This window comes from Agrobacterium sp. NPDC058088 (genome assembly GCF_042885035.1).
Classification (GTDB): Bacteria; Pseudomonadota; Alphaproteobacteria; order Rhizobiales; family Rhizobiaceae; genus Agrobacterium.
Genome location: NZ_JBHVSU010000001.1, coordinates 815,100 through 838,664, shown reverse-complemented (window position 1 = coordinate 838,664; position 23,565 = coordinate 815,100). Strand labels below are relative to the sequence as shown.

35 protein-coding genes, 1 tRNA gene and 1 pseudogene are annotated in these 23,565 nt (G+C 56.7%); 21 read left to right on the top strand and 16 right to left on the bottom strand.

The window, feature by feature from the left end; genetic code table 11:
• Window positions 1-227 precede the first annotated feature (227 nt).
• From ACFVTJ_RS04230 to ACFVTJ_RS04205, 6 genes are all read right to left on the bottom strand, one after another.
• On the bottom strand, window positions 228-3,071 hold the full coding sequence (locus ACFVTJ_RS04230) for a valine--tRNA ligase (RefSeq protein ID WP_386904877.1): 2,844 nt from the start codon (window positions 3,069-3,071) through the stop codon (window positions 228-230).
• A 219-nt stretch (window positions 3,072-3,290) separates the two neighbouring features.
• Window positions 3,291-4,274, bottom strand: a complete 984-nt coding sequence (gene popZ / locus ACFVTJ_RS04225; RefSeq protein WP_386904875.1) for a cell division protein PopZ — start codon at window positions 4,272-4,274, stop codon at window positions 3,291-3,293.
• A 388-nt stretch (window positions 4,275-4,662) separates the two neighbouring features.
• Window positions 4,663-5,334 carry a protein-L-isoaspartate O-methyltransferase gene (locus ACFVTJ_RS04220; protein WP_386904873.1) on the bottom strand — a complete coding sequence of 224 codons (672 nt, stop codon included), beginning with the start codon at window positions 5,332-5,334 and terminating at the stop codon, window positions 4,663-4,665.
• Window positions 5,335-5,518: 184 nt separating this feature from the next.
• Window positions 5,519-5,761, bottom strand: a complete 243-nt coding sequence (locus ACFVTJ_RS04215; protein WP_386905277.1) for a hypothetical protein — start codon at window positions 5,759-5,761, stop codon at window positions 5,519-5,521.
• A 148-nt stretch (window positions 5,762-5,909) separates the two neighbouring features.
• A complete protein-coding gene (locus ACFVTJ_RS04210; RefSeq protein ID WP_386904871.1) occupies window positions 5,910-7,082 on the bottom strand; it encodes a tyrosine-type recombinase/integrase in 1,173 nt (390 codons plus the stop codon).
• Window positions 7,082-7,393 carry an Arc family DNA-binding protein gene (locus tag ACFVTJ_RS04205; protein WP_386904869.1) on the bottom strand — a complete coding sequence of 104 codons (312 nt, stop codon included), beginning with the start codon at window positions 7,391-7,393 and terminating at the stop codon, window positions 7,082-7,084. Before ACFVTJ_RS04205 ends, ACFVTJ_RS04210 begins: the two co-directional genes overlap by 1 nt.
• Window positions 7,394-7,519: 126 nt before the next feature.
• On the opposite strand from ACFVTJ_RS04205, the gene ACFVTJ_RS04200 reads away from it, so the two are divergent.
• From ACFVTJ_RS04200 to ACFVTJ_RS04180, 5 genes are read left to right on the top strand one after another with little or no spacing between them, the layout of a single operon-like run.
• Window positions 7,520-7,708: a DNA-binding protein gene (locus tag ACFVTJ_RS04200; RefSeq protein WP_386904867.1), complete on the top strand. Its 189-nt coding sequence runs from the start codon at window positions 7,520-7,522 to the stop codon at window positions 7,706-7,708.
• Complete coding sequence (locus ACFVTJ_RS04195) at window positions 7,705-7,893, top strand: hypothetical protein (RefSeq protein ID WP_174069629.1); 189 nt, start codon at window positions 7,705-7,707, stop codon at window positions 7,891-7,893. Before ACFVTJ_RS04200 ends, ACFVTJ_RS04195 begins: the two co-directional genes overlap by 4 nt.
• Window positions 7,890-8,432 carry a hypothetical protein gene (locus ACFVTJ_RS04190; RefSeq protein ID WP_386904865.1) on the top strand — a complete coding sequence of 181 codons (543 nt, stop codon included), beginning with the start codon at window positions 7,890-7,892 and terminating at the stop codon, window positions 8,430-8,432. The genes ACFVTJ_RS04195 and ACFVTJ_RS04190 overlap by 4 nt, the downstream gene beginning before the upstream one ends.
• On the top strand, window positions 8,425-8,889 hold the full coding sequence (locus ACFVTJ_RS04185; protein WP_386904863.1) for a hypothetical protein: 465 nt from the start codon (window positions 8,425-8,427) through the stop codon (window positions 8,887-8,889). Before ACFVTJ_RS04190 ends, ACFVTJ_RS04185 begins: the two co-directional genes overlap by 8 nt.
• Window positions 8,886-9,098 carry a hypothetical protein gene (locus tag ACFVTJ_RS04180; protein ID WP_386904862.1) on the top strand — a complete coding sequence of 71 codons (213 nt, stop codon included), beginning with the start codon at window positions 8,886-8,888 and terminating at the stop codon, window positions 9,096-9,098. Before ACFVTJ_RS04185 ends, ACFVTJ_RS04180 begins: the two co-directional genes overlap by 4 nt.
• 319 nt (window positions 9,099-9,417) lie before the next feature.
• On the opposite strand, the gene ACFVTJ_RS04175 is transcribed toward ACFVTJ_RS04180, so the two are convergent.
• Entirely contained in the window at window positions 9,418-9,933 is a 516-nt protein-coding gene (locus ACFVTJ_RS04175) for a hypothetical protein (protein ID WP_386904860.1), read from the bottom strand.
• 112 nt (window positions 9,934-10,045) lie between these two features.
• Here ACFVTJ_RS04175 and ACFVTJ_RS04170 point away from each other — a divergent pair, with 112 nt between their 5' ends.
• From ACFVTJ_RS04170 to ACFVTJ_RS04120, 11 genes are all read left to right on the top strand, one after another.
• Entirely contained in the window at window positions 10,046-10,285 is a 240-nt protein-coding gene (locus ACFVTJ_RS04170; RefSeq protein ID WP_149916433.1) for a hypothetical protein, read from the top strand.
• The gene (locus tag ACFVTJ_RS04165; protein WP_386904858.1) at window positions 10,282-10,512 is read left to right on the top strand and encodes a hypothetical protein; all 231 of its coding nucleotides are present in this window, start codon (window positions 10,282-10,284) and stop codon (window positions 10,510-10,512) included. The genes ACFVTJ_RS04170 and ACFVTJ_RS04165 overlap by 4 nt, the downstream gene beginning before the upstream one ends.
• A gap of 14 nt (window positions 10,513-10,526) precedes the next feature.
• On the top strand, window positions 10,527-10,721 hold the full coding sequence (locus ACFVTJ_RS04160; RefSeq protein ID WP_386904856.1) for a hypothetical protein: 195 nt from the start codon (window positions 10,527-10,529) through the stop codon (window positions 10,719-10,721).
• 1 nt (window position 10,722) lies between these two features.
• A complete protein-coding gene (locus ACFVTJ_RS04155) occupies window positions 10,723-11,301 on the top strand; it encodes a hypothetical protein (protein WP_386904854.1) in 579 nt (192 codons plus the stop codon).
• An 82-nt stretch (window positions 11,302-11,383) separates the two neighbouring features.
• Window positions 11,384-11,827, top strand: a complete 444-nt coding sequence (locus ACFVTJ_RS04150; RefSeq protein WP_386904852.1) for a hypothetical protein — start codon at window positions 11,384-11,386, stop codon at window positions 11,825-11,827.
• Window positions 11,820-13,979: a phage tail length tape measure family protein gene (locus tag ACFVTJ_RS04145; RefSeq protein ID WP_386904850.1), complete on the top strand. Its 2,160-nt coding sequence runs from the start codon at window positions 11,820-11,822 to the stop codon at window positions 13,977-13,979. The genes ACFVTJ_RS04150 and ACFVTJ_RS04145 overlap by 8 nt, the downstream gene beginning before the upstream one ends.
• A 100-nt stretch (window positions 13,980-14,079) precedes the next feature.
• Complete coding sequence (locus ACFVTJ_RS04140) at window positions 14,080-14,802, top strand: hypothetical protein (RefSeq protein WP_386904848.1); 723 nt, start codon at window positions 14,080-14,082, stop codon at window positions 14,800-14,802.
• A complete protein-coding gene (locus ACFVTJ_RS04135; protein WP_386904846.1) occupies window positions 14,795-15,643 on the top strand; it encodes a hypothetical protein in 849 nt (282 codons plus the stop codon). The genes ACFVTJ_RS04140 and ACFVTJ_RS04135 overlap by 8 nt, the downstream gene beginning before the upstream one ends.
• A 276-nt stretch (window positions 15,644-15,919) precedes the next feature.
• Window positions 15,920-16,357, top strand: a complete 438-nt coding sequence (locus ACFVTJ_RS04130; RefSeq protein WP_386904844.1) for a hypothetical protein — start codon at window positions 15,920-15,922, stop codon at window positions 16,355-16,357.
• Window positions 16,358-16,434: 77 nt separating this feature from the next.
• Window positions 16,435-17,019 carry a hypothetical protein gene (locus tag ACFVTJ_RS04125; protein WP_386904842.1) on the top strand — a complete coding sequence of 195 codons (585 nt, stop codon included), beginning with the start codon at window positions 16,435-16,437 and terminating at the stop codon, window positions 17,017-17,019.
• Between the two features lie 37 nt (window positions 17,020-17,056).
• The gene (locus ACFVTJ_RS04120) at window positions 17,057-17,518 is read left to right on the top strand and encodes a hypothetical protein (RefSeq protein WP_386904840.1); all 462 of its coding nucleotides are present in this window, start codon (window positions 17,057-17,059) and stop codon (window positions 17,516-17,518) included.
• 62 nt (window positions 17,519-17,580) lie between these two features.
• Here ACFVTJ_RS04120 and ACFVTJ_RS04115 read toward each other — a convergent pair whose 3' ends face one another.
• The 3 genes and pseudogenes from ACFVTJ_RS04115 to ACFVTJ_RS04105 form a co-directional block, all read right to left on the bottom strand.
• Complete coding sequence (locus tag ACFVTJ_RS04115; RefSeq protein WP_386904839.1) at window positions 17,581-18,129, bottom strand: hypothetical protein; 549 nt, start codon at window positions 18,127-18,129, stop codon at window positions 17,581-17,583.
• The gene (locus tag ACFVTJ_RS04110) at window positions 18,126-19,088 is read right to left on the bottom strand and encodes a site-specific integrase (RefSeq protein ID WP_386904837.1); all 963 of its coding nucleotides are present in this window, start codon (window positions 19,086-19,088) and stop codon (window positions 18,126-18,128) included. The genes ACFVTJ_RS04115 and ACFVTJ_RS04110 overlap by 4 nt, the downstream gene beginning before the upstream one ends.
• Before the next feature lie 200 nt (window positions 19,089-19,288).
• Window positions 19,289-19,519 (bottom strand): annotated as a pseudogene (locus ACFVTJ_RS04105) (helix-turn-helix domain-containing protein); the annotation flags it as partial.
• 89 nt (window positions 19,520-19,608) lie between these two features.
• Between ACFVTJ_RS04105 and ACFVTJ_RS04100 the strand changes: the two are divergent.
• From ACFVTJ_RS04100 to ACFVTJ_RS04080, 5 genes are read left to right on the top strand one after another with little or no spacing between them, the layout of a single operon-like run.
• The gene (locus tag ACFVTJ_RS04100) at window positions 19,609-19,770 is read left to right on the top strand and encodes a hypothetical protein (RefSeq protein WP_174069665.1); all 162 of its coding nucleotides are present in this window, start codon (window positions 19,609-19,611) and stop codon (window positions 19,768-19,770) included.
• Between the two features lie 57 nt (window positions 19,771-19,827).
• Entirely contained in the window at window positions 19,828-20,196 is a 369-nt protein-coding gene (locus ACFVTJ_RS04095; RefSeq protein ID WP_386904835.1) for a hypothetical protein, read from the top strand.
• Window positions 20,197-20,228: 32 nt separating this feature from the next.
• Window positions 20,229-20,960: a WVD2 family protein gene (locus ACFVTJ_RS04090; RefSeq protein ID WP_386904833.1), complete on the top strand. Its 732-nt coding sequence runs from the start codon at window positions 20,229-20,231 to the stop codon at window positions 20,958-20,960.
• Complete coding sequence (locus tag ACFVTJ_RS04085) at window positions 20,957-21,169, top strand: hypothetical protein (protein ID WP_386904831.1); 213 nt, start codon at window positions 20,957-20,959, stop codon at window positions 21,167-21,169. Before ACFVTJ_RS04090 ends, ACFVTJ_RS04085 begins: the two co-directional genes overlap by 4 nt.
• Window positions 21,166-21,483: a hypothetical protein gene (locus ACFVTJ_RS04080; RefSeq protein ID WP_386904829.1), complete on the top strand. Its 318-nt coding sequence runs from the start codon at window positions 21,166-21,168 to the stop codon at window positions 21,481-21,483. The genes ACFVTJ_RS04085 and ACFVTJ_RS04080 overlap by 4 nt, the downstream gene beginning before the upstream one ends.
• 78 nt (window positions 21,484-21,561) lie before the next feature.
• Here the strand turns inward: ACFVTJ_RS04080 and ACFVTJ_RS04075 are convergent, their stop codons facing one another.
• The 6 genes from ACFVTJ_RS04075 to ACFVTJ_RS04050 all read right to left on the bottom strand — a co-directional run bounded on the left by ACFVTJ_RS04075 (window position 21,562) and on the right by ACFVTJ_RS04050 (window position 23,531).
• Window positions 21,562-21,798, bottom strand: a complete 237-nt coding sequence (locus ACFVTJ_RS04075) for a hypothetical protein (RefSeq protein WP_386904827.1) — start codon at window positions 21,796-21,798, stop codon at window positions 21,562-21,564.
• A gap of 56 nt (window positions 21,799-21,854) precedes the next feature.
• Window positions 21,855-22,271 (bottom strand): hypothetical protein, encoded by a 417-nt coding sequence (locus ACFVTJ_RS04070; RefSeq protein WP_386904825.1) that lies wholly within the window; start codon window positions 22,269-22,271, stop codon window positions 21,855-21,857.
• Window positions 22,272-22,291: 20 nt separating this feature from the next.
• Window positions 22,292-22,579, bottom strand: a complete 288-nt coding sequence (locus ACFVTJ_RS04065) for a hypothetical protein (protein WP_386904823.1) — start codon at window positions 22,577-22,579, stop codon at window positions 22,292-22,294.
• Between the two features lie 54 nt (window positions 22,580-22,633).
• A complete protein-coding gene (locus ACFVTJ_RS04060; protein ID WP_174069681.1) occupies window positions 22,634-22,879 on the bottom strand; it encodes a hypothetical protein in 246 nt (81 codons plus the stop codon).
• Window positions 22,880-23,103: 224 nt separating this feature from the next.
• Window positions 23,104-23,295, bottom strand: coding sequence for a hypothetical protein (locus ACFVTJ_RS04055; protein ID WP_174069683.1), 192 nt, complete (start codon window positions 23,293-23,295; stop codon window positions 23,104-23,106).
• Window positions 23,296-23,457: 162 nt separating this feature from the next.
• A tRNA-Cys gene (locus ACFVTJ_RS04050) sits at window positions 23,458-23,531 on the bottom strand.
• Window positions 23,532-23,565: the final 34 nt, after the last annotated feature.

Here is a 23,565-nt window from a genome sequence, read left to right as displayed (position 1 = left end):
ATAACCACAGTTGAAAGTTTCCGGGAAAACCATGCTTATCAGGCCGTTTTTATTGGTTTTTTTCGGTCTTTGGATGCGATTTCCGCTGTTTCACCCGGGAAATAGTAGTCCTGCAGGACGACTGCGATTCGACGCTGCAACGCAGCATCCAACAACTGACAAAACACAAAAGCGCCCCGTTGGTACGGAGCGCTTTTGCTTACATAAGGCTGGTGTAGCGATGCGGGTTACCCCGCTTCGCTTACCCGCGTGAGAGCCGTTCTGAGACTTGAAAGCTGCACCTCCAGCTCTGCCTTGCGCTCGCGCTCGGCAGCCACGACCTCAGGGTCGGCATTGGCGACGAACTTCTCGTTCGACAGCTTCTTGTCGATGCGTTCCATTTCCGCATCCACCTTGCCGATCGCCTTTTCGAGCCGGGCCTGTTCAGCCGCGAGATCAACGAGGTTGCCGAGCGGCAGGCAGACGGTAGCCTCACCGACGATGATCTGTGCGGAACCCTTCGGTGCGACGTCAGCGGCGCGGATTTCATCCGCCCGCGCCAGCCGCATAATAGCGGCGGCGTGGCGGTCAAGCCGCGCCTCGGTTGAGGTGTTGGCACCAACGACGACCAGCGAAGCGGTGGCGCCCGGCGGCACGTTCATCTCGGCACGCGCGGAGCGAATGCCTGAGACGAGGTCGATCAGCCAGTTGATTTCGGCCGCTGCCGCATCATCACGGAATTCCGGCTCCGGCCAGTCCGTCAGGCAGAGCAGATCGTCCCGCTCCTCGCCCTCGCCCGCCGTGTGCGCCCACAGCTCTTCGGTCATGAAGGGCATGAAGGGATGCAGGAGCTTGTAGATTTCCTCAAGAACATAGGCCGCGCAGGCCTGCGATTCCGTCTTCGCCTTTTCGTCCTCACCGCCAAAGACAGGCTTCAGCAGTTCCAGATACCAGTCGCAGAACTGGTTCCAGACGAAACGATAAAGGATACCTGACGCATCGTTGAAGCGGAAATTCTCGAGCGCCGCCGTCACATCGCGTGCCGTATTGGCAAGCTCGGTCAGGATCCAGCGGTTGATCGTCAGCGACGCGGTCTCCGCCAGGAAATGCGGATCGCGCTTGACGCCGTTCATTTCGGCAAAGCGCGTGGCATTCCACAGCTTGGTGCCGAAGTTGCGATAACCGGCAATACGCGCGGGATCGAGCTTCACGTCGCGGCCCTGCGCCGCCATGATAGCGAGCGTGAAACGCAACGCATCCGCGCCGTATTCGTCAATCAGTTCCAGCGGATCGATGACGTTGCCCTTGGACTTCGACATCTTCTGGCCGTTCTTGTCACGAACCAGCGCATGGATATAGACCGTGCTGAAGGGCTCGACCGGATTGCCGGCATCGTCCTTCATGAAATGCAGGCCCATCTGCATCATACGCACCACCCAGAACGGGATGATATCAAAGCCGGTGACCAGCACGTTGGTCGGGTAATAACGCGCCAGTTCCGGTGTCTGTTCGGGCCAGCCGAGCGTCGAGAACGGCCAGAGCGCCGACGAGAACCAAGTATCGAGCACGTCTTCGTCGCGCGTCAGGATTTCACCCGGAGCGAAGTTCTCAAGCTTCTCTTCCACCCAGGCCTTCCACGGGCCTTCATGGGCGATATAGTGCTGGATGGCCGCCTGAAGCGCCTCTTCTTCGGTCTTTTCGACAAAGACCTGCCCGTCGGGGCCATACCATGCCGGAATCTGGTGTCCCCACCACAATTGCCGCGAGATGCACCAGGGCTGGATGTTCTCCATCCACTGGAAGTAGGTGTTTTCCCAGTTCTTCGGCACGAAATTGGTGCGGCCTTCACGAACGGAGGCAATCGCCGGCTGGGCCAGCGTCTTGTTGTCTACCCACCATTGGTCCGTCAGGCGCGGCTCGATCGGCACACCGCCACGGTCGCCATGCGGTACGACGTGTTTGTGCGGCTCGATCTTGTCGAGCAGCCCGGCTTCCTCGAAGATTTCAACGATGATCTTGCGGGCGGTAAAGCGGTCCTGCCCTTCCAGACGATCCCACGCGCCGTGCAGCGCTGCGGGATGGCTGAGACCTTCCAGGAAATCCTCATTGTCCTTGATGGAGATGGTGCCATCGATATTCATGACGTTGATGGCGCGCAGGCCGCAGCGTCTGCCGACTTCGAAATCGTTGAAGTCATGCGCCGGCGTGATCTTCACGGCACCTGTGCCCGCCGTCGGATCGGCATAATCATCGGCAACGATCGGGATCTTGCGGCCGACGATCGGCAGGATGACATGCTTGCCGACGATGCCCTTGTAGCGGTCATCCTTCGGGTTCACCGCAACGCCGGTATCGCCGAGCATGGTTTCCGGACGCGTCGTGGCAACGACGATGTAATCACGCGTTTCGAACTCGGTGGGCTTGCCCTCTTCGTCGAATGCGATCGGATACTGATAGGTAACGCCCTTTTCCAGCGGATAGCGGAAGTGCCAGAGGTTACCCTTCATCTCGATCTGCTCGACTTCCATGTCGGAAATCGCGGTCTGCAGCTTGGGGTCCCAGTTGACGAGGCGCTTGTCCTTGTAGATCAGGCCCTGCTTGTAGAGCGTGACGAAAACTTCGAGAACCGCCTGCGACAGCCCCTCATCCATGGTGAAGCGCTCACGCGACCAGTCACAGGAGGCGCCAAGGCGTTTCAGCTGGTTGAAAATGAGACCGCCGGATTCGGCCTTCCATTCCCAGACTTTCTCCACGAAAGCCTCACGTCCCATATCGCGGCGGCCCGGAAGCTGCTGTTCCATCAGCTTGCGCTCGACCACCATCTGCGTGGCGATGCCAGCATGGTCCATGCCCGGCTGCCACAGCACGTCCTTGCCGCGCATACGCTCGAAGCGGACCAGAATATCCTGCAGCGTGTTGTTAAGCGCGTGGCCCATATGCAGCGAGCCGGTCACATTCGGCGGCGGGATGACGATGGTGAAGGTTTCCGCGCCCGGCTTGGCGTTAGCGCCGGCACGAAAAGCGTTAGCCTCGTCCCAGGCCTTGGCGATCTTCGGTTCGACGGATGCGGAATCGTAGGTCTTTTCGAGCATTTCCTGACCTGAATTTTAGAGTTCTTGTGTGGATTTTTTAAATAAGGATGGATGGTCGAGAGTCAACAGAAACCGACCCGCTAAGCCGCCAATTGAGCGGCTCCGCACATGACTATGCCCCGATAACACCTTCATCTTCAATAAAAAAGCCGCTCCCATGCCGGAGCGGCTCCTGTTTCGTCGCATTGGCAGCGATTGCAGCCTGCGAACGGGCCGGCCTTAGCGGCGCGTGCCGCGCGCGACGCGCTCGATTTCCTCACGCACAAGCCGCTCCACCAGTGTCGGCAGATTGTCTTCCAGCCAGTCCTGCAGCATGGGACGCAACATATCGGCGGCCATATCTTCGATGGAACGCCGTTCGACGCCGTCGAAAACCTCCGCCAACTCGCTGAAGGATCGGGCAATCTGCGCACCGGCGGCGGCAGAAAGGAGATTGAGCGACAGGCCGCTGGCAATCTCCACCGGTTCTTTCGCTTCCTGCTCACCGAGATCGAAGATCGATTTCTCAACGACAGGTTCGAGCGCAATGTCGAAACGCTCCGCCGTTACCGGCGTATCGATGGCGCCCCGCAGCGAAAGCTGCTCGAAACGGCTCTCGGCCGAAGGCGCATTTTCGATGGCGGCGGCAGCCGCACGATCCTCGGCGGCGAAGGATACCGGCTGCTCAACGGCGCCTGTGGCGGCCACGGCGGCCATCAGCGGACGAACATCCGTCGGGCGCTGCGGCGCGGCGCGTTCGGGCGTCGGCACGGCTGACGGCTGCGAAACATTCAAGGCGGCGACAGCCGGTGCTGCGGTCTCGGCCGCGCGCTGTTGCGCCTGCGCGGCAAAAGCCTGCGGCCCCATGGCGGCGTTGCGGTCTGCGGCGGCGCGCACACGGGCGGCGACATCGGCAAGCGACATGGTCTTTTCAACCTGGCTTTCCTGCCGTTCAACCACCGGCGCTTCAAAAGCCGGTGAAAAATCCTGCGCCGGTCGCGCAGCATAAGCCTGGTTTGCGGCGGGGGGAACGCGCGCCGGCGGGCTCACGGGCTCCGCTACGAAGGCCGCTTCGCCGGAAGCCTCGTCCTCATCGTCATAGACCGGCGGCAACTGTCCGGAAAACGCACCCGCAGGTCCGGTCTCATTGCTTTCGATGATCCGGCGGATAGACGCCAGAATCTCTTCCATGGACGGTTCACGCGCGACACTTGGCTGAGCCATATCAATCCCCGGTTTCCACTCTTGAGCGCTCAGACCGTATCCTTCGGGATACCGGACATGGCGCTTCGCACCTGTTCAATTCTTACATCGCGCCCATGACAATCAAAGCCGATTGCCGTGCCGATGCTCTGAAACAGTTCAGTCAAAACCGCCGGGCGTTTTTGCCGTCCCTGTTGCAGGGTCATGCGGGGCAGAAATACGCACACCCCGAATCACCCTTAGTCTAGGGCAGCATAGTCAGGAACTAAATCACTGATTCGACAAGTTTCGCGGTGATGCACAGCTTTGTGAAACCGTCCGGGACGACGCAGTTGCCGATACGTCGGCCACAAAAAAGCCGGGGTGAAAAATCCACCCCGGCCCTGGAAAGAAAACGATCGCCTATCGATCAGAAAACGAACTCGGCCGCCTTGGCAAAACCCGGCACCGGCTTGACCGACGCATTGAAGGAGCTCGCAGCCGAGGTGCTGTTGCCATCACGGCGATAGACATTGGCCTTGGCGGCATTGCCATATCCGACGACGACGACAAGACGTCCGCCATCACGCAACTGGTCGGTCAGCGCGGCAGGCACTTCCTCGACCGAACCGTTGATGAAAATCAGGTCATAAGGCGCTTCGCCCGCATAACCCTTTTCGAGATCGCCGGTCACCACGGCGACGTTGTCATATCCAAGCGACGCGAGGGTCTCGGTTGCCTGTGCGGCCAGCGCTTCGTCGCTTTCGAGCGAAACCACCGAACCGGCAAGCTGGGACAGGATGGCAGCTGCATAACCGGAGCCACCACCAACTTCCAGCACCACATCTTCTTTGGAGACCGCGGCAAGCTGCAGCAGCTTCGCGAGCGGCGAGGCCTTCATGACATAGCGGGCCGGGCGACCGTCGACCGCCGGACAGATTTGCAGATCCTCATCCGCATAGGCAATCTGCCGCACACCCGCTGGCACGAATGCCTCGCGCGGCACGCTCAAAAACGCCTTCAGCACGGAATGCGACGTCACGTCGGTCGTGCGCAACTGGCTGTCGACCATATTGGCGCGTGCGGTTTCGAAATCCATCATGTCCTTATCGCCTCAATTTCAAGGATAGGGGCTGAAAACCAGCCCGAAGTCGGAAGATGCAGCCGACCGTTAAAACAATCTCATAATTGCCAGAAGCTGCGCTTTCAAGCGCGCTCATTGACTGCGATCCCAAAAAGCACAGGCGGGTGATGCAAATTTCTCGCGACAGGCATGAAATACCTCGTCAGGAGGCGGGAACATCCGGCATGATCCACCAGAAAAGCTGAACGAGATCACTCCAAAGCTGCGTCAGGTCCTCGATCATCTGGACCGTCGTCGTATAGGCATAGATTGCCAAGACAGTAACGACACCCAAAAGCAGCCATGGCCAGAGCCTTCGCTTCCGGTCGTTGCCCGCACTTTCCCGCTGATCCTGATCCACGCTCTCCTCCTGCATCCCGGCCAAAACGGCGCGCATCCGCATTATCTACGGATCGCAGATCGAATGTAATGCCGATGGTGAGAGAATTTTGGAGGCCTCGCCCGGAATTGAACCGGGGTACAAGGATTTGCAGGCTTTCACCCGCTCTTGATTTACCATCGTAATCTCCCTGCTTGTCGCAACCATGTTGCAGTCAATCGAGCAAAATGTTCGCGGCTTGTGCTAGTTCTGTCCCATCATCCAGCCGCGGGAACAGGTGTCCGTAGGTGTCCATCGTCATCACGACAGAGGAATGCCCCATGCGCTCCTGCACCATTTTGACCGGCAGACCTAAGCCCCCGTCTTCCTTTCGGTTGATAAGCCAGGAGGCATAGAAGTGGCGCAGCGCGTGAAGGCCGGTGTATTTCGCCCCGATGTCATCCGCCTCGCCTACGGTCACGCCAGCTCGAATCATCGCCGGCTTCAGGCCCTTGTTGACGATGTTCGCGTGTGACCGCGGTTCTCCGTCTGGATTGGCAAAGACGAGATCGAAACCAGGCGGCTGCCGAAGCTTGTGTTCTTTCAGCGCTGCGATGACGACAGGAGGAACCGGGATCGTTCTGACGCCGGCCTCTGACTTCGTCGGGCCTATTTCCTTGAACTGGTCGGCGCGCTGATTGACGTGGATCTCGGCCTTCTTGAAATTCACGTCACGCCAGCGAAGGCCCCGAATTTCCGACGACCGCATGCCGGTGAAGATGGCCGTGACAAGCAATGGCCTCCAGTTGCCATCCAGCGCAGCCACCAGCGCCTTGATCTCGTTTCTGCTGGGTATATCCACCCCAATAACGAGTTTACCCTTCTGGCGCTTCTCCTGGCGCCGATCGCGACCCTTGCGGCTGGACCGGATGTCACGCACTGGATTGCGCGTTGCCAGCCCACGCTCGTTTGCATCAGACAGGATCGAGCCGAGCGAGGTCAGAACTTTTTTGACCATCGCCGGCGATCGGCCGTTCTGTCTCATCGTATCTTCAAAGTCCCTCACGGCCGGCACAGTAAGCCGCGATAGCAGTGTCTGGCCGATCAAAGGATTGATGTGGTGCTTCAGGTGGCTTTTGCGCTGATCCATGGATGAGCGCTCAAGCCCGGCGCTTTCGCCCGAGGCGATCCACAGAGAGCCGGCCTTCTCGACGGTCACACTAGCGCTGTCGGCTACGTGAACTCCCTCCCTGACCTCTACGGAAGCCGTAGCGGCGAACTTGTCGGCCTCCTTCTTGAGCTTGAAAGTCTTTAGTCGGCGCCTACCGGCAGTGTCGAAATAGTCGACTACCCAGGCGCTTTTTGCTTCACCCCTAGGGGTTGTCCATTCTCGTTTGCGAACTGACATTACTTTTCCGCATCTGGTTTCGTGAGAAGGTCGTCTGCTTTCTGGATGTGTTTATCAAGACGTTCTAGTTCCTGCCTGGCAGCCCCAAGTTTGAGGCGCTCAAGCTTTGCGGCGATCTCATCGATCTCATCCATAAAGCTTAATTCCGCAGAGAAATCGTAAGGCTCTGACGGAAACGCCTCTTCAAGAACAGCTACGATCTCCGCGTTCATGCTTCGATTATTTTTCTCGGCAGAGTCACGAATTCGATCCCTCATCCCGTCGGGCAGCCTGATCATAACCTGTTCCGAACCACGTCCCGCTTTCGCCATTTCACTTCATTCCAGTTAATTTCATATAGCACTGTGCTAAATCGACTGTTGCGTCAATATTACCACGGTGCTAGATATAAGTACGTTTAGCACGGTGCTAATACGAGTAGTTGACGGGATTTACAAATGGAGAAATTGAAGCCTGACGCTCTGGACCTGATTTGGGGCGCTGAGGAGATTGCAAAAGTCATCGGTCGGTCCACTCGCGCCACGTTTGATATGCTCGACAAAGGCCAGCTTCCCGCTAAGAAAGTTCATGGTCGATGGGTCATCGCCCGCCAGAAGCTAATAGACTTCTTCATGGAGGCGGCATGACAGGCGCCGATCACCAGCACAGCGAAACAGTTATCCAGGCAGCGCAATGGCTGGCCGAACAAAACCCGGCCCCTACGCCTATCGTTCCTAATCTGCGCGAGCGCTTTGGCCTCTCGGCACTGGAAGCATGTGAGGCGGCCGCCCTGTCGAACAAATACAAGGTTTGGCGGAGGGCGCACGGTTGACGGTTCATGCCCAACACCTAATCGAGCAAGACGAGGCGAAGAGCAAATTCCTCTTCACCAAAACCGCGCGAAAATTTCCTATCGTTGACGCGCGGCCTCTCCGCTGGCCGAACAGCCCTAAGGCCGCTGATGAGCTTGTAGAGTACTGGCGCGATCGTGCTGGTCTGGCTCTCGGTGCTCTGAAGCTTTCGAAAAGGGCAATGATGATGATTGCTTCTCACACATCGAGAAGAGATGGCCGGTGCTCTCTGTCGGATGCATCTTTATCCAGCAGAACAGGACGGTCTATTCCATCCATCAAACGCGACGTCTGCAGGCTAAAGAAGATGGGTTTTCTCATAGCCGAGACGACCTCCGATGTTGCCTATCGGAAGCGTCGGCGGGTTCTCTATCTGTCGATCCCCGACGTGCTGGATAAGGATCAACGTATACCCCGAAATGACGATCAACGTATCGCTATAGAACCTGGGCATTATTCAGGATCAACGCATACCCCATACGTTGATCCTTCTGATAAAGGAGAACGCCGAGATGTGTGAGCAACTATCTCTCCTCGACTGGTATCCGCCTGCAGAGGTATTGCCGTTTCCTTTTCATCGCTCTCACGGTGCCACGATCGCTGTCGCAAGATCGATCGTCAACATTGAAACCGCAAAGCGATCCGGCAAGCTCAACAGCATTCGTTCGCAAACACGCAAGAGGCTGGAGCCATTTATTGGTGTCGATCGGGCTGACAAGGCCGCAGACGATCTCATACGCGCAATCAAGGTCGGTTTTGCTTATTGTGAGAAGCCCACCTTTCATAAGCAAAAAAGCCATTCTGAAACGGTGATTTCTTTCGCGACGAAGCAGCAACTTAAAGCGCCTCCGCATGGTGACGGCGCTGGCGAAGCCAGTGCTTTGGGTCAAGGGACGAAGTTCCTTGCGGGTTTGGGCGGAGCCCATGAAAGACCTGAGTACGACGCTGCGCGCGCGCGTGAAGGCGGCGCAGCATGACAGCCGAACCAGTCACGATAAACGGCATTCCCGATATCAATCCTGAGGAAGGATATCGGCTCCCTGTGAACGCTGAGGCGCTCCTATGGGCCATCTATGACCGACCGACGCGCGAAGCCTATCGTAAGTGCACCGGTGAAGATGCAGGCCCCTTCCTCGATCGATATGTGGCGTGGGCTCAAGAGAACATCATCGGGGATGCGTTTTGAGCGGCGAGCTTTTCACCCATACGGATCTCGACCGATGCGAGGGCTTGGGCCTTCCGCCCATCTTGATGCGAAAGGACGAGATCATCAACTTAAAGACTGCCGTTCATATTACCGGCCGCAGTGAGAAAACTATCCGAGCCTGGTGCAAAGAGTTTGCGATAGGGGTACAGCCGTGTCCGGGGGCTCCCCTCGATATATCCGCTCCAGCGCTAGAAATGGTAAGACACGGCGACTTCATCGCGCTGGAGAGGTTCAGGGATGGCCAGAGAGACCACCCCCGCGTTAGGCGGATATTTGATCACCTTGGGCTTAACAACACTTAGGGCATGTCAACGGCTTCGACGGTAAGCAGGGCCTCCGCCCGAGGGTCCATATACGCTGAGTGGCTTCTCCAGACGCGCCAACGACCCACCGGGGCCGTGTCTTCTTGATCTGGCATGGCTGTCATCTGATTGGAAGACAAATTATAGTATACTTCGGTGTGTTCGTGATCATCTGGGCCTGGATGGATCGCTAGAATCCATTCTCCACCCTCCAGTCGTAGCGCGCCTGACGCCCATCTGAAAGCGGAGGAACCAACCGCGAATTCCGGTCCCGGTAAAATTTCGGCAAACCAATCAGAGCCGTAGGAGATCACCCGCCTCTCGCTGGCTGGTGTAAAATGGAATGGATGAATTGTGCGTTCCGGAAGCGCTTCGAGCGAAGCAAGAATGGTGCGTCTTCCCTCTTGTCCAAGCACGATCGCGTAAAGCAATTTTTCACGAATAGATATGCGTACAAGCTCTCCAGGTTGCGTTTCCGACAGCCTGACGATTTTCTCTCCTGATGTAATCATACAAACCCCCTAAGTTGAATTTACCGGCACACACTACCGTACGTTTCCAGTCTGCATAGCCCCCAGGATATGTTTTTATGCTTCCTGAAGTCGAGATCAGGAGGTTACGGTTATGTCCATCGTCACCAAACAGCGAAAGCAGAAAGACCCGATCGTCAACGTTATGTTGAACGGCGGCCGGGTCACTTCGGGCTTCAGAACAGCCCTGTTCGCCGCTGCCAGCCGCGCGGGCGTCTCCGTCAATGAATTCGTGCTGACTGCTGCTGCTGAAAAGCTCTGTGCCTCTGGTAGCCGGTTCTCTGGTGTCTTCGAGCCGGGTGATATCCCGCATAACGTCCAGAGCGCCGCATGAGCAAAAAGAGCCGCGCCATCCGCAAAGATATCAGGGCCTTGGAGTACCAGGTCAAGCAATTGTTCGATCTGGTCGGCCGGCTGACTGAAAACCAGCAGAAACTCATGAGCCACACCAAAACCATACCGGAAACTGTGGGCTCTGCGGTCGGCGGCGCGGTGGCCGGAATTCTCGCAATCACAGAACGAAACCAGGCGGCGCAGGATCATGTGCGCGTCGATCACTAGAAGGAACTGCAGCAATGGCGAAATCCGAAATTAGCGAGCCCGTTCTCAACCAACTGACGGATGTCATCGCTGACATCGTATCCAAGGCGGTCGATGAAGCGATCGACAAACGGCTGAACGCGAACGGCACCCTGACCAATACCCGTAAACCTGGCACTGGCTTTAAGCTGCCGTCGGCCGCCGGCTACAAAGCCCCGGAAGGTGATTGATATGACGGCGCCGGTGAAGCACCTCAGCGTAGCTGATATTGAGGCACGAATTGTCGAGATCAGCGCGAAGCAGGAAGAGCATTCCCGTCGTGATCTCGACGCCGAGCTGCGTGACGTAATGCGTAGCGGTGGTGACATCGATGCTCTGGAAAATGCTCATCTCGATGCGGAGCGACAGTCCCGCCGCCTACGCGTCGAACGGCAAGCCCTTGAGGCTGACTTACCCCTCGCGAAAAAGCGGGAGGGCGAAACTCTCACCCGTGACAAGGTGGACCAGCACCGAAAACTCGCCGCAGACGCAGCAAAGGCAGTGGATCGCGTCGTGTCGGCCTGGGAGGCCTTCGTTTCAGCGCTCGACGCTTGGGACGAGCTCAGACGTCGATCAGCCACTCTGACAGATGAGGCTTGGTCGATTTCTCAGTCGAACGGAGTTGAAATGCCAACCATGGGCAAGTTCACCAGCGAGCGCATCAAGGCGCTGGCCCCTCAGACACACCACGACATTGTCGATCGTCTCGCCGCGGCTGAAGGCCAGCATCAGGTCGGCTTTGGAGTTCAAGGCTATCGGGTCGATAGCTGAGAATGATGGCGCCGGAGGAGTTTTCGTCTTTCGCCTCCGGCGCCATCGCTAACGATAACCGTCTTTCCCGGGAGAGAATTCAATGACTAAATCAGCCCTTGGCATCGATCCCGCGGAATACGGCGTTTCCGATCCACAGCATGCATGGCGCATCAGAAAGGCGCAGCGGGAGGCGGAGCGGCGCGAACTCGTAATGCTTCGTAAAGAGCCGGATCGCCGCTTCTTCCTGCGCCAGCCCATTCCTTTCGAGGGTGATGGTTGGGTGGCCGATGAGCATAAGCAATATTCGCTCGTACTCGTTCGGGTGTTGGCTGAAACAAATCAACTGCACCGGATGATGATCAAGGCTGATCCCGCGACTGTCCTCGATACAGAGGATTTCTGCAGGGCTTTGTATTTCCAGGCGTGCCCCGCCACAGATACCGGTCGCGGCAGCACCGTCGTATCGGTCGAGCAGCACGCCAAGCTCATCGAAGCAGCCGGCATTCAAGTGACCCGTAGCGAGGAGGAGCAAGCCCATGACTGACATTGCAGCGCTTGGGATTTCGGTTGACACCAGGGACCTCAAATCAGCGAAGAACGAATTCGTGCAGTTCTCGAACGCTGCCAAGGTTGCGGAGCGGGCAGCGTCTGGCCTGTCTAATACCTCGAACAAATTTTCCTCGGCTGAGATCAAAGCGATGGCAGCGGCAATGGGAGGAGTGGAGCGCGCCTCTACCGCTGCTGGGAAGGCTCTCGCAGCAGCCTCTCTCGCTGCGCAGCGTGCCGGCTCTGTTGGTGCATCTGGTGTGAAGGCGCTGGGTCAAGCATCCGGTGCGGCGCGCGCGCAGGTGCAGAACCTGTCGTACCAGATGCAGGACATCATCACGATGCTCATCTCTGGACAGGCTCCTTTCATGCTGCTTGCTCAGCAGTTGCCGCAGGTCACCCAGAACGGTGGGCAATTGAATGGCGTTTTCGCAGCAATGAAGCAGACGATCAGCGGTCTTATAAGCCCTCTCGGCCTGGCAACGACCGCCTTTGTCCTCATTGGCAGCGCGGCTGTTTCTTACTTTAGCGAGTGGATGAGCAGCGGGGTCGAGACTGATAAGACATTGAAAGACCATGCCGATATGATCGAGCGAGTGGCTGAAGAATGGGGTAAAGCCGTTCCAGCTCTTCAGTCTTATGTCGCAGCACTCAAGGCTTCCAAAAGTAATGAGGAGCTTTTGACATCCACTCGATCCGTGGCCGACAAACAATGGGAGTTGGCCCGCCAACAGGTTGCCAATCTCAATGTGGAACTGAGCAACACTATCAGCCTCATGAACCAGGCTGGTACCGAAAGCACGACTGTTCAAGCTTTCCACGCCGCGTGGGAGGACGTCTCCGTTTCTGTGTCGAAAGGCGAACAGAACCTGAGCGCCGTAAAGCAGGTTCAAGACGCGCTCGCATCAGCGATATCGCAAACCGGTGTGCCGGCGCTGGTTTCATTCCAGGCCGCGTTTGCGGACCTCACACAGACCATGGCCGGCGCAACCAGACAGGCGGAAACCTACACGCAAGCCGCTCTTCAAGCGCTGTTGGTGGGAAAGAACGGTCCACAGCTTGGCAGCCTATCGCCGCTCTTCTCGGAGAACGGTAAATTCTATTCTGGCGAGGACTTCACCCCTCGTGATGCGCCAACGCCTTCCAGTCGGCCACTGATCGAGCTTGAAGGTCTCCCCGGCGCCAGCAAGACGAGCAGCGCATCCAAGCAGAAGGCTTACGAATCTGCCACGCTGTCGGTCAAGGAACAGACACGGGCCTTGCAGGCTCAGACCCAAGCACAGGCGGCATTGAACCCACTTGTCGAAGATTTTGGCTACTCGCAGGCGAGAGTGAAGGTGGCAACTGATCTGCTCTTGGCAGCCGAGCGGGACAAGCGCGCAATCACCCCTCAACTCATTGCCGACATCAACAGCATAGCCGATGCTTACGCAAATCAGGTCGTGGAACAGAACAAAGTCAGTGAGGCGACGAAGCGCGCGCAAGAAGCGGTGGCCTTCGCAAAGCAAACGACGGCCGGTTTTCTGAACGAGCTTCGAAATGGTCTGCGCAACGGTGAGACATTCTGGGAGTCCTTCGGGAATGCCGCGCTGTCTGTCCTTGACCGGATTACCGACAAGTTGCTGAACGATGTTCTCGATGCTCTGTTCAAGGTCGGTGGCGCAGGATCTGGCGGCGGTGGCGGCGGCTTCCTGTCGAGCCTGTTCAGTGGCCTGTTTGGCGGCGGCAAGAGCTTCTTCCCGACTATGCCAGGCGCGGGCTTGTTCGAAAGCGGCGGATACACCGGCGATGGTGCAGCTTCCAAGGCTGCCGGTATCGTTCACGCTGGCGAATACGTTTTTAGCGCAGCAGCAACAAAGCGTCTCGGTGTCGGCAATCTCGACCGCATGCACAAAGGAGCCAAGAAGGGCTACCAGTCCGGCGGCTACGTGACACCATTCTCGGGCAGCACCGCGCAGGGAACCGGGCAAGCTGGAACCCAGAACGTCCATGTCACGGTCGGCGTCTCTGTCGACCAGAATGGCAACCTTGAGGCTTACGTCAAAGACGTGGCCAGAGGCGAGGCAGTGCAAGTGTCGACAGCCGTCGTGAAGCAGAACAACAAGAACCAGCAGAACCTCTATCAAAACGGCGAGCGACAAGCCGCCTAAAGGAGAAAGACATGGCTATTTTCAGTCTTATAGGTCTGGCCGGAGCCGCACTGTTTGGTGGCACGGCATGCAAGCCAGTCGAGAAGAAGGGCAGCAAACGTTGAGCGCGCTGAACTGCTTAATCACGGATAGCGCCGGCTACCTCTACACGGACGGTGCGACCTATGACGAAAGCACTGGCGGCCATGTGATGGGCGTCGGCAGCAAGGTGTTCACCCTACCTCAGTACAACGCGGTGGTGGGCTTCGTCGGTGTGGGCTGGTCCAACGTCATGCTGTATGTGCACCTCGGAGAAAAGCGCTTCTCAGGCTTTGACGACCTGAGAGAAGCGTTCGCAGGCCAGGTGCGAGAAACTGTCATTCGCAGCGCTGAGCAACCTCAGATGCGCGATTGGGGCGCTACCAGTATGATTCTCATGGGCTGGTCGGAAACGTCCAATCGGCCCGTTGCGACCATCGTTGACGTGTACGACAGCGAACACGGGAAAGCTTTCATCCCGAGAGACGTCAAGGATTTTCGGCACCCTGTCGCTGACGGGTTTCCTTTCGATCCACAGCATGCTGAACGCGACGGCCTGGCATTGATGCAAGGGCAGAGGCGCATGCAGGTGCAGGCGGTCCTCAATCCAGCGTGGATAGGTCACTACGTCGGAGGCTTTTGCCAGCAAACAGTGGTGACAGCAGGTGGCATCCACATTCGGAACCTCAAGACATGGCCGGATCGCATCGGCAGGGTCATCAACCCCAAGCGTGACGACGACGGCATGATGATCGCTGGCCCTGATCTGCGGAGAAGACTGAAGGAGAACCGGTCGGATGACTAACGATAACGGGAATTCTCAAGAGCAACTGAAGCGCGAGAGGCAGGAGAAGATCGACCGGATTATTCGCCTGTCGGCCGGTGAGACAATGGAGCAGATCGAGGCCAATCCCAAACCGGAGCACGAGATTACTCCTCGCGAGCAGGCGGCTGTTGACGCACTCCTGTCCTCTCCCGACGAACTGCCAAAGTACACTGACGGCGGCGCGTTAAAAATCATCTGCTTCGACCATCCATCGCAGGAGGTGGCCGGCGCGGTAGTGATGCAGGCTTTCGGTGTCACCGATCAGCGAATGTTCAATGGCCTCATTCGGCAACTGGTGAACGCAGTTTCGAAAGGCGACAGGATCGATGCTGATCAGCTGAACGCCGCTGTTGCAATGGTAGCGGGCATTGCGCCGCGCGATCCCTTGGAAGCGATGCTGGCTGTCCAGATGGTTACTGTTCATTTCACCAGCATGAGGCATACGAGGTCTATGCTGACATGTGACACGATCGACCAACTCGACATTCAGGAGCGTGTCGTCAACAAGCTCATGCGAACCTTCACGACCCAGATGGAAGCCCTTCGCAAGCATCGCAATGGCGGTAATCAGAAGGTGGTTGTCGAGCACGTTCACGTTCACAGCGGAGGCCAGGCCATCGTAGGCAATGTCACCCACGGGGGGCGGGGCAGAAATCAAAAGGGGGTACAATCCCATGAACAGCAAGATTTATCCTTACCAACTCGCGCCGCGGTGCTCGGCTATGTCGAAGCGGACCAAGTGCAGATGCCAGGCGCCGGCGGAACGCGGGAAGATAGTTTGCCGGTTTCACGGCGCGCGGGCCGGGGCGCCAAAAGGTAGCAAGAACGGTGCGTTCAAGCATGGTCGTTTCACCTGCGAAATGACCGCGGTCCGCAAGGAGATTGCCGAGATCGGGCGCCAGCATCGCGACATGATGGCGCTTCTTTCCGGTGGCGGCCGATAAAGCATATGTAAAGCAATTCAAAACAAAATCTGATGATATTGCCTCGACCCATCAACACCTGTTATACATCAGCCAGCGACCACGGATGAACTGGCGCAAAGGATTGGCCGGCCTCCCGAGGTGACGGCCTTTCTTTTTGCCTGGAGTTTCCCATGATTACTGAGATCGAAGTCGAAGGCATCGGCACCATGCGGCACATGAACGCTTTCCAGATGCGGAGAGCATTGCGCATTGCCGACAGGAAGAACCGAGCCATCGCATTGGCAGCATTTGGCATCGGATTGACAGTTCAGGATTTCAAGAAACTCAGTGCTGATCAGCAGCGCCTAATCTGGGATGCTCACAATCGCCTCACAGCGCCCGGTGCTTGTGCGCCCAGCAGGCCGACGACTGAACCTGCGGCAAAGCCCCCACGCGCATGGGAGAGGCTGTCAGAGGCCGAGAAGGCAGCCTATGGGCGGCAGCTGCTCCACGTCAAAGCTTCCTTGCCTCATGGACACTTCCGGCGATGGGTGGAAGACAAGAGCGGGATTACCTACAGCCAGGCGCAGCGATATATGAGCGCCGCAAAAGCTCAGGTGGCAGCCTAAAAGACGATGCGTCCTTTAGCGATAGTTGACACACAATCCACGACCGGCTCATCTACGCGCATACGTTGGGGGCTTTCATGAAAACACTCGTTCAAACTGTCTTAGCTGGGTTTCTCAGTGTCGCGCCTGCCATGGCCGCTGATAACTCATGCGGTGAAAAGTATTGGCAAGGAACCGGACCAGAGCACACCATTGACCAGATACCGGTATCCGGCTTGCAGAGGTTTCTCGACACGTCGCCGGCTATCGACGGAATCAAGTTCCACGTCTCGATGAAAGGAAAGGAAGTCTGGCTTGATATAGTCCAGTACCCTCCCGAGGTTTCGGTGATCGCCTCATTGCGCTCGCTGCTGGTGATCGGACGCGTTGTGCAGCCAGGGTATGACAAGCTGGTACTTGCTGACGGTGACAAGGGTCTGTTCCAAGTCAGCTATCAGGATATCCATGCAATTGGCTGCCAGTTCGTCTGGGGTGCGGAGGGAGGACAAAACCCGATCCATCTATTGCGCGAGCTTGCCGACAGTCTGACGTATTACGCTGATGGGTCTAGAGTGGCGCCGCCCTTCACAGGATCTTTGATGGGTGACACGAGCGCCATGCTCGGTACTATGAACAAGATCGTCTATCCCGAATGGCTACTGAAGACGGTTACAATCCAGTAGCGATAATGACCCTTATCGCTGCCAATCGGGGAAGAAAATGAAGTTTACAGCATCAGATATCGCCGCATTTTACGCGGCGATCGTAGCAACGGGAGCTCTTTTCCTTGAGGTCCGACGCTGGTTCGAAAGCGGAGTAAAAATTAAGGTCACTTCGAACCATCAATATTCCGCGCCTGACTTCAAACAACACGTCATAACGGCCACAGCGACCAGTATAGGTGACGCTCCAACGACGATTACAGGGCTGGAGGTTTGGGTCTATCCAACATTGATCCACTCATTGCTTCGAGTAGGACTCACCCGAATGGCAGTTTTAGACACCACGACATTTGCCACCCCTGAAAGCTCTGTTCCGAGCAAGATTTCTCCCGGAGACACTTGGGCCGGCGGTATAAACGAACACGTTGAAGCGCAGATCCGTCAAGGTTTGCGGGTGTCTTACTTCGCTGTCAGAACCACTCGCTACAAGCGCCCGTTCTTCGCGCGCATTCGGTGGTGACATATGTCCGAAAATGTAATCGGCAGTTACCATAGGCCGAAAAGAATAATCCAATCATTCGCTTATTGTGAAAGCGGGAAATTCCCGTTCATAGTCGATCTCTCAGCCACGTAGCCGAACACATCGATAAGGAACGCGGGCCTTGGCGCGGTCGTGTCTGGTGGCACGATGTACCGGAGAGGGAATCCGCTCTTGCTGCTGTGCAAGTGAGCAAGCTTTTCCAGAGCCGCTACCAGCTCATCAGGTGGTGACTTCTCAAAATCATCATTCCCCCATTTTCCCGACGCCCGAGCCTCCTCCCATTCTATCGAGGCCTGAACACACAGAAGGTTTCGCATAGGTTCGTTCTCATCTCGGCCCCATAGCTTCATGAGGTCGTGGTTAAACTCTCTGCGAACATCGTCGGCTGACATGCCACCAGCCAGCAACGGGTATTTCAGCAATAGCTCGATGCCATGGGCCAGCATGTTGAGGGTCGGCGTTTGAAGCAGTGTCGGGCGCTCCTCCCATGTCTTGCTGTACCTGAGTTCTCGCGCTGCGCTGATGTACCGATGAGCGCCTGAAATAATCTGCCCTGCATCAGTCTGCAGGAAGTCCTCACCAAAGATCATAGGAAACCGTCCCCTGCATGATCCTTGAACCGATCAGCACGGCGCACATAGGTTTCAACGGTGCGTGGATCGCGGTGCCGGGTCACTTCCATGATGCGGGATATGCTCGCCCGGTTCTCTGCCGCCGACGTGACGAAGCCAGCACGCAGCGAGTGGCCGGATAGGCTCGCCACATCAAGGCCGGCGGCGTCGGCATACTTCTTCACGATCAGCGCCACGGCTTGATCCGTCAGCGTCTCGGTCGTCAGGCGGTCACCACGATTGAAGCGGCGAAAGATCGGGCCCGAGGTTATCCCGGCTGCCTGAAGCCACTCCTTGAGCCTGTCAGCGGGTTTCAGTGCCTTGCCGTTCAGGATGGCAACAGATTGGCCTTTCGCCTCCTGGTCGGTCTTGGACTTCGGCAGGAACACGTCCACGCCTTCCTCGCTGAAGGTCAAATCCTCGACGGTGATCGCCACAAGCTCCGATCGACGGAAGGCGCCAGCGAAACCGAGCAAAAGCAATGACCTGTCACGCTTGCCCTGGAGGCTGTCAGCGTTGATCCTCGCCATCATGGCATGAATGACATCAACCGTTGCTGGAGCCTTCTGGCGGGCTGCTGTGCCCACTGTACGGCGTATGCCCTTCAGGATGGCCGCCACGCCTGCATTGTCGGTCGGATTGTCCAGACCAGCGCCGCGGTGAAAGAAGCGAATGGCGGCCAGCTTGCGGGCGATTGTCGGCACCTTCTTGCCAGCGTCGGCCAGAAATGAGGCATAGTTGGCCACTGTCGCAGCGTTCGCCGGCAGATGCGATCTGCCTCGCTCAGCGCACCAGCCCTGAAAATCTTGCCAATCGCTCTTGTAGGCTCGCATGGTGTTGCTGGACAGCGCAGCGCGGCCATAGTCGAGCGCAGCGTCAGAGAGATCGGAGACAGCCTCTATTCCCGGCTGTGAGGAGATCAACGTCAATGCGGACATTCAAAGCTCTCCTATCGAAAGGTGTTGCCATGGTGGCAATCCCTTGGGTGCCTGTATGATGCAGGTGCCTTGGTATGTGTGTCATGCACATGCAAGGCGTCTAACCAAAATTGGATGCACCCTGAGGGGATGGTCATGATGGCCATCCCTTTTGGTAGCGATAATCGGGTTTCCCGTTAGTCGCCTTGGACTTCAGGATCGAGCCGAACGCCAGCGCCTCCGGTCTTCATCTCGTCAGCCGCGATGAATATCACGCCCCCCTTTTCCAGAGCCTCCTGAATATCATCAAGGGTCCGTTCATACGGCGAGCGCTTGCCAGCTTCAAAGTTGGCGATGGTAGCTTTTGCGACTTTGGACTCCTCGGAAAGCTTGTCTTGCGACCAACCGATAAGGGAGCGTGCGGCACGGCACTGAGCGGGAGATATCGACAATTTTATATAACCTTACATTAAAAGTGTTGACTTTGGTTTGATGTAGCCTTATACCAATAATGCAACATGATAACAAGGGAAATCAAACAATGACACGCAACACAGTTAACGTCCGCCTCTCCAGCCTCTTCACCAACCCGGCTTTGAAAGCAGCCTTCGAACGTGCAGAGCGCGACAATGGCGCGGCTCTGGTTGTCCCGGCTCCTCGTGATCCGCAGCTGACCGGCGGCGCCGCTCTCGAACTCGCATAAAGGCCGCCTCCCTTTTTAGGGAGTGACAAAACCCTCTCGACAATTTGGAGAATGACAATGCCGAACAGCACCGTTCCGGCCACCGCCGAAGGCATGCCCAAATTCGACCGCGCCGCCATCATGGCCGATGCATGGGAGCGTTACCGTTACATCCGTCGCCAGTACGGCAAATGGCAGATTGAGCGTGGCATTGTTGATGCCTCGTTCTCGGCATGCCTCAAGACCGCATGGCGCGTTGCCAAGCAGCGCCGCGAGGAAGCCCGTCAGTCTGTGAAGGTGGCCAAGGTGATGAAAACCCCTGCCGGTGACCGTCTCCGCGCTCTCCAGTCGGCTCTGGCCGATACCAATTACCTGTCGCTCCGATACAGCGCCGCTGCTCGCCGCGCTGTCATCAAATTCGAGATAGCCGCCCTCACGGCGCACTGACCGCACCAACCCGAAAATCTGGAGACACCATCATGCCGAATACGATTCCGGCCGCTGGCGAAGCTATGCCGAAAACCACCAGACGTGCATTTCTTGCTGGCGTGGCTGCCATTTCAGTCCCTGCCGCTGCATCCGCTTGCGAGGTTGCCATGCCCTCTCAGGAAGTCCTAGCAACGGGTATGTCAGCGTTGATCGCAAAACATAAGGCTGCTCTCGATCTTGATAAGGCGGCATGGGAAGGCGTTTCTGATCTGGATGACATCCTGCCCGAACGGCCCACTGCAAAGGTTCAAACTGCGCGCACCTATCAGGGCCGAAACAACAACGGCGTTGAGGTTTTCTCTCCCAGTTTTTCCTGGACTGAGGAAGACATCCGCAGGGTTTATGAGCGGCACGACAACTGGGCGCCGGGTCGGATGTTTCACGGCCCACAGAAGTGGGTAGCCGAGAAACGGGCTCAGCACTACCAGCAGATGGAAGAGAAGATCCGCGAACTTCAAGCCATAAAAGACGAACGTCAGCGGATTGAGGATGAGTGGGGTTACACAGCCGCGTTGACAGAAGCCCGCCGCCTTTCTGATATCGTGAAGGGCATTGAGGCTGAAATCATCGCCTATGTGCCGACGACCTTCCAAGAGGCGATCGACAAAGCCAACTGGTGCGTCTGGGCGGCGGTCGATGACTATTGCTACCTGTACGATGGAGAAAATCTATCTGGTGTCCTTGCTGACGCTTTGGCGGCGATCGGGAGGGCTGCATTATGACGAGCCCTTCAAAAGCCCATCTCCAACTGCTCGATATCGTGAACATGATCGACATGGTCAAAAACATGAACATGGCGCTGCACATGGCCACTGCCGATATCGGGAACATGGAGAAAACCAACGCGCTGCAGTCGGTGACCGATGAGATCGAGAACCGCATCTGCATCATTCTCGATCATATCGAAGACTTGCGGGGGATACTCCCATGATTGCCGCCACCGAAAGCCTTCAAGCCCGACGAGCCGCGCTAGAAGCCAAAATCGAGGAACTTATAGCGCTTCTCGATCTTCTCGACGGTGACGAGAACTTAGAGCCCTATCTGGCAGACAGCGACCCTGAGGACGCCGACAGAGAGGAAGACGACGACCCGGAGCCAGAAGAAACCGACCAGAACGGCGACGAGCAAGATTGCTGCCACTCTGAGGACGAGTGGCGACCGTTCAGCGGTGAGTTGCAATTCGATGGATCAGGAACCAGCATTGCTCGCCGCATGGTATGCGAGCAGCGGAGGAGGCAAGCATGAATTCTGCTGGTTCCCCCATAGTCAACGAGGCTGAGATAGGAACTGCACTCGCGACTATAAGCGAATATCTTTCCAGTGTCAGAGAGTACGTGGGTACATTTTCCATTGCCCGTTAACCAATTCGACGTGGACGGGAATTCTAACCCCTGTTGGTCCGTCAAGAGTTACCGCGCTGTCTGTAATCGCAGCCGTAAGAGCTTCTGGATCGCCTAAGAGCACGCCTTCCTTCATCTCTTTCCCATTGCCAACCTTGTAGGTGATTTGCATTTCGACGTCGTGCTGAGATCCGTCGTCTAGCGTAATCTTCCAGTTCATAAGAATCCCCATTTAAATCTGATTGCCGCGATGGAAGCTTGTCTTACGCGGGTGGATCAACGCTTCTTTTTAATAGGACTCGTGCAGCCCAGAGCAGACATCATATTGTTCAGCTCGTCTGTTAAAGTGATGTAATCCAAAGTACGTGTTGTCTCAATGTAGCGAGAAACCAGAGCGGTACAGGATGCGGAGGCCCATGCACCAGTAGGGATTGTGCCTCGTTCTGCCCATTCTTTGAGTTCTTCTACGGGTATTTCAACACCGGAGTATTTTTCCAGAGTGCGCAAAGCAAAACGCCTCCCCGGCACAGATGTGTCTTTTGCCTCTCCAGAAAGTATGTTCAGAGAAACTCTTACCATTTCTATGTCGAGCTCACGGTCCTTATTAAAGTAACCGAATGAGGCGGCGCCCACTACACCTATCGCGGTGAAAATCGCGGTTACAAGTGCGGTAATAATCTCTTTCGCAGTCATCTCGTAATTTCTGTCATTCGTTAAAGGGATTCGCTGTGAGGACCGCGAACCAGTATCTTGCCATTTTGCATGATCCCCGCCAACGCTCCTGCAGCACAGAAGTCATTGCCAGGTTTCCCCGTGCGGGCACAGAACGCTTGCGGGCTATAGATGAGGTTGAGGTTCGAGGCGTTGGCGACAATGAGCGCGGCCGGCGCAAGCTGCGCGGAATAGTTCGGTGCCGTGACGACAATCCGAACGCCGCCGACGACGAACAAGCCGCCGATCAACACAACGGCTAAAGCGGCCGGTAGCCAAATTGATTTCACGGAATGCCCCCACACCTTGTAGACGCAAACTGCCAGAATACACGTTAGAGTCAATCAGAGAGCGAAATCGTCGGGAAGTTTTTTGTGCGAGTTTCGCTTCTTCCACCCCTCGTAGGAATTGATATCAGCATATTCATATTCTTCACGCGCTGGCTTAAGGGCTGTGTGTGGCGACACGGAAAACTTTCGCCCATCCATTTCGACGGATACGGTCACTCCCTCCGACTTCGCGATCGCCGCCATCCGCTTCAATTCGGCCTGCGTAATGGGTGTTCTCTTTGTCATAGGCTTGCCCGCCATTCGTCGTCATCATCCTGTCCCACCTCATCCGTGGGCCACTCAAAGAGCGCAGCCTCAATCTCGGAGATTAGCCACACCTTGCGTGTATGCCACTTCCGCGGTTTTGGAAGGCAACCCTCTCTCACCATTGCATCAACTGTGTTTGGGCTCACCCCAATTGATATCGCGACCTCTGCCCTATTCAGGCAAAGGCGCGGAACAGATCGAACCTTTGAGGCCGTCATTCACCAAGCCTCAGGCAATGCTTGCGATGCAATAAAATTGCGCATTTCTTCCACAGCGTCGTCTTGTACTGGGGCGACATGGATTGATCCGTCGCGATTCAGTTTGACGATGACACCCTTCTCTTTCGCTATGTCCGCGGCCAGACGGATCGCTGCCTTGTTCCAATGAAATATTTCGCTCTTGTCTCTCATAGGCCGCTTCTCCATGTCGCAACTCATGTCGCATGGATTCGCGGTGACTAGAAGGAATCATCCGAAATTAAAGGGAAGCAGGTCGCAACAAGTCGCAACACGAAATTCCACAAACCAATTGAGGTTTCGACTGCAAGCAATTGATTTCATAGGTGAAATTTTTGGAGGCCTCGCCCGGAATTGAACCGGGGTACAAGGATTTGCAGTCCTCTGCGTCACCACTCCGCCACGAGGCCTCACACGCTCTTTAATTCAAGCGATGGCGGGCAT

What these genes read in the sequence shown, in the direction of transcription:
- ACFVTJ_RS04230 (WP_386904877.1), bottom strand. Translation starts at nt 3,071, where the DNA reads ATGCTCGAAAAGACCTACGATTCCGCATCCGTCGAACCGAAGATCGCC.
- popZ (WP_386904875.1), bottom strand. Translation starts at nt 4,274, where the DNA reads ATGGCTCAGCCAAGTGTCGCGCGTGAACCGTCCATGGAAGAGATTCTG.
- ACFVTJ_RS04220 (WP_386904873.1), bottom strand. Translation starts at nt 5,334, where the DNA reads ATGATGGATTTCGAAACCGCACGCGCCAATATGGTCGACAGCCAGTTG.
- ACFVTJ_RS04210 (WP_386904871.1), bottom strand. Translation starts at nt 7,082, where the DNA reads ATGTCAGTTCGCAAACGAGAATGGACAACCCCTAGGGGTGAAGCAAAA.
- ACFVTJ_RS04205 (WP_386904869.1), bottom strand. Translation starts at nt 7,393, where the DNA reads ATGGCGAAAGCGGGACGTGGTTCGGAACAGGTTATGATCAGGCTGCCC.
- ACFVTJ_RS04200 (WP_386904867.1), top strand. Translation starts at nt 7,520, where the DNA reads ATGGAGAAATTGAAGCCTGACGCTCTGGACCTGATTTGGGGCGCTGAG.
- ACFVTJ_RS04195 (WP_174069629.1), top strand. Translation starts at nt 7,705, where the DNA reads ATGACAGGCGCCGATCACCAGCACAGCGAAACAGTTATCCAGGCAGCG.
- ACFVTJ_RS04185 (WP_386904863.1), top strand. Translation starts at nt 8,425, where the DNA reads ATGTGTGAGCAACTATCTCTCCTCGACTGGTATCCGCCTGCAGAGGTA.
- ACFVTJ_RS04180 (WP_386904862.1), top strand. Translation starts at nt 8,886, where the DNA reads ATGACAGCCGAACCAGTCACGATAAACGGCATTCCCGATATCAATCCT.
- ACFVTJ_RS04175 (WP_386904860.1), bottom strand. Translation starts at nt 9,933, where the DNA reads ATGATTACATCAGGAGAGAAAATCGTCAGGCTGTCGGAAACGCAACCT.
- ACFVTJ_RS04170 (WP_149916433.1), top strand. Translation starts at nt 10,046, where the DNA reads ATGTCCATCGTCACCAAACAGCGAAAGCAGAAAGACCCGATCGTCAAC.
- ACFVTJ_RS04165 (WP_386904858.1), top strand. Translation starts at nt 10,282, where the DNA reads ATGAGCAAAAAGAGCCGCGCCATCCGCAAAGATATCAGGGCCTTGGAG.
- ACFVTJ_RS04160 (WP_386904856.1), top strand. Translation starts at nt 10,527, where the DNA reads ATGGCGAAATCCGAAATTAGCGAGCCCGTTCTCAACCAACTGACGGAT.
- ACFVTJ_RS04155 (WP_386904854.1), top strand. Translation starts at nt 10,723, where the DNA reads ATGACGGCGCCGGTGAAGCACCTCAGCGTAGCTGATATTGAGGCACGA.
- ACFVTJ_RS04150 (WP_386904852.1), top strand. Translation starts at nt 11,384, where the DNA reads ATGACTAAATCAGCCCTTGGCATCGATCCCGCGGAATACGGCGTTTCC.
- ACFVTJ_RS04145 (WP_386904850.1), top strand. Translation starts at nt 11,820, where the DNA reads ATGACTGACATTGCAGCGCTTGGGATTTCGGTTGACACCAGGGACCTC.
- ACFVTJ_RS04135 (WP_386904846.1), top strand. Translation starts at nt 14,795, where the DNA reads ATGACTAACGATAACGGGAATTCTCAAGAGCAACTGAAGCGCGAGAGG.
- ACFVTJ_RS04130 (WP_386904844.1), top strand. Translation starts at nt 15,920, where the DNA reads ATGATTACTGAGATCGAAGTCGAAGGCATCGGCACCATGCGGCACATG.
- ACFVTJ_RS04125 (WP_386904842.1), top strand. Translation starts at nt 16,435, where the DNA reads ATGAAAACACTCGTTCAAACTGTCTTAGCTGGGTTTCTCAGTGTCGCG.
- ACFVTJ_RS04120 (WP_386904840.1), top strand. Translation starts at nt 17,057, where the DNA reads ATGAAGTTTACAGCATCAGATATCGCCGCATTTTACGCGGCGATCGTA.
- ACFVTJ_RS04115 (WP_386904839.1), bottom strand. Translation starts at nt 18,129, where the DNA reads ATGATCTTTGGTGAGGACTTCCTGCAGACTGATGCAGGGCAGATTATT.
- ACFVTJ_RS04110 (WP_386904837.1), bottom strand. Translation starts at nt 19,088, where the DNA reads ATGTCCGCATTGACGTTGATCTCCTCACAGCCGGGAATAGAGGCTGTC.
- ACFVTJ_RS04100 (WP_174069665.1), top strand. Translation starts at nt 19,609, where the DNA reads ATGACACGCAACACAGTTAACGTCCGCCTCTCCAGCCTCTTCACCAAC.
- ACFVTJ_RS04095 (WP_386904835.1), top strand. Translation starts at nt 19,828, where the DNA reads ATGCCGAACAGCACCGTTCCGGCCACCGCCGAAGGCATGCCCAAATTC.
- ACFVTJ_RS04090 (WP_386904833.1), top strand. Translation starts at nt 20,229, where the DNA reads ATGCCGAATACGATTCCGGCCGCTGGCGAAGCTATGCCGAAAACCACC.
- ACFVTJ_RS04085 (WP_386904831.1), top strand. Translation starts at nt 20,957, where the DNA reads ATGACGAGCCCTTCAAAAGCCCATCTCCAACTGCTCGATATCGTGAAC.
- ACFVTJ_RS04080 (WP_386904829.1), top strand. Translation starts at nt 21,166, where the DNA reads ATGATTGCCGCCACCGAAAGCCTTCAAGCCCGACGAGCCGCGCTAGAA.
- ACFVTJ_RS04075 (WP_386904827.1), bottom strand. Translation starts at nt 21,798, where the DNA reads ATGAACTGGAAGATTACGCTAGACGACGGATCTCAGCACGACGTCGAA.
- ACFVTJ_RS04070 (WP_386904825.1), bottom strand. Translation starts at nt 22,271, where the DNA reads ATGACTGCGAAAGAGATTATTACCGCACTTGTAACCGCGATTTTCACC.
- ACFVTJ_RS04060 (WP_174069681.1), bottom strand. Translation starts at nt 22,879, where the DNA reads ATGGCGGGCAAGCCTATGACAAAGAGAACACCCATTACGCAGGCCGAA.
- ACFVTJ_RS04055 (WP_174069683.1), bottom strand. Translation starts at nt 23,295, where the DNA reads ATGAGAGACAAGAGCGAAATATTTCATTGGAACAAGGCAGCGATCCGT.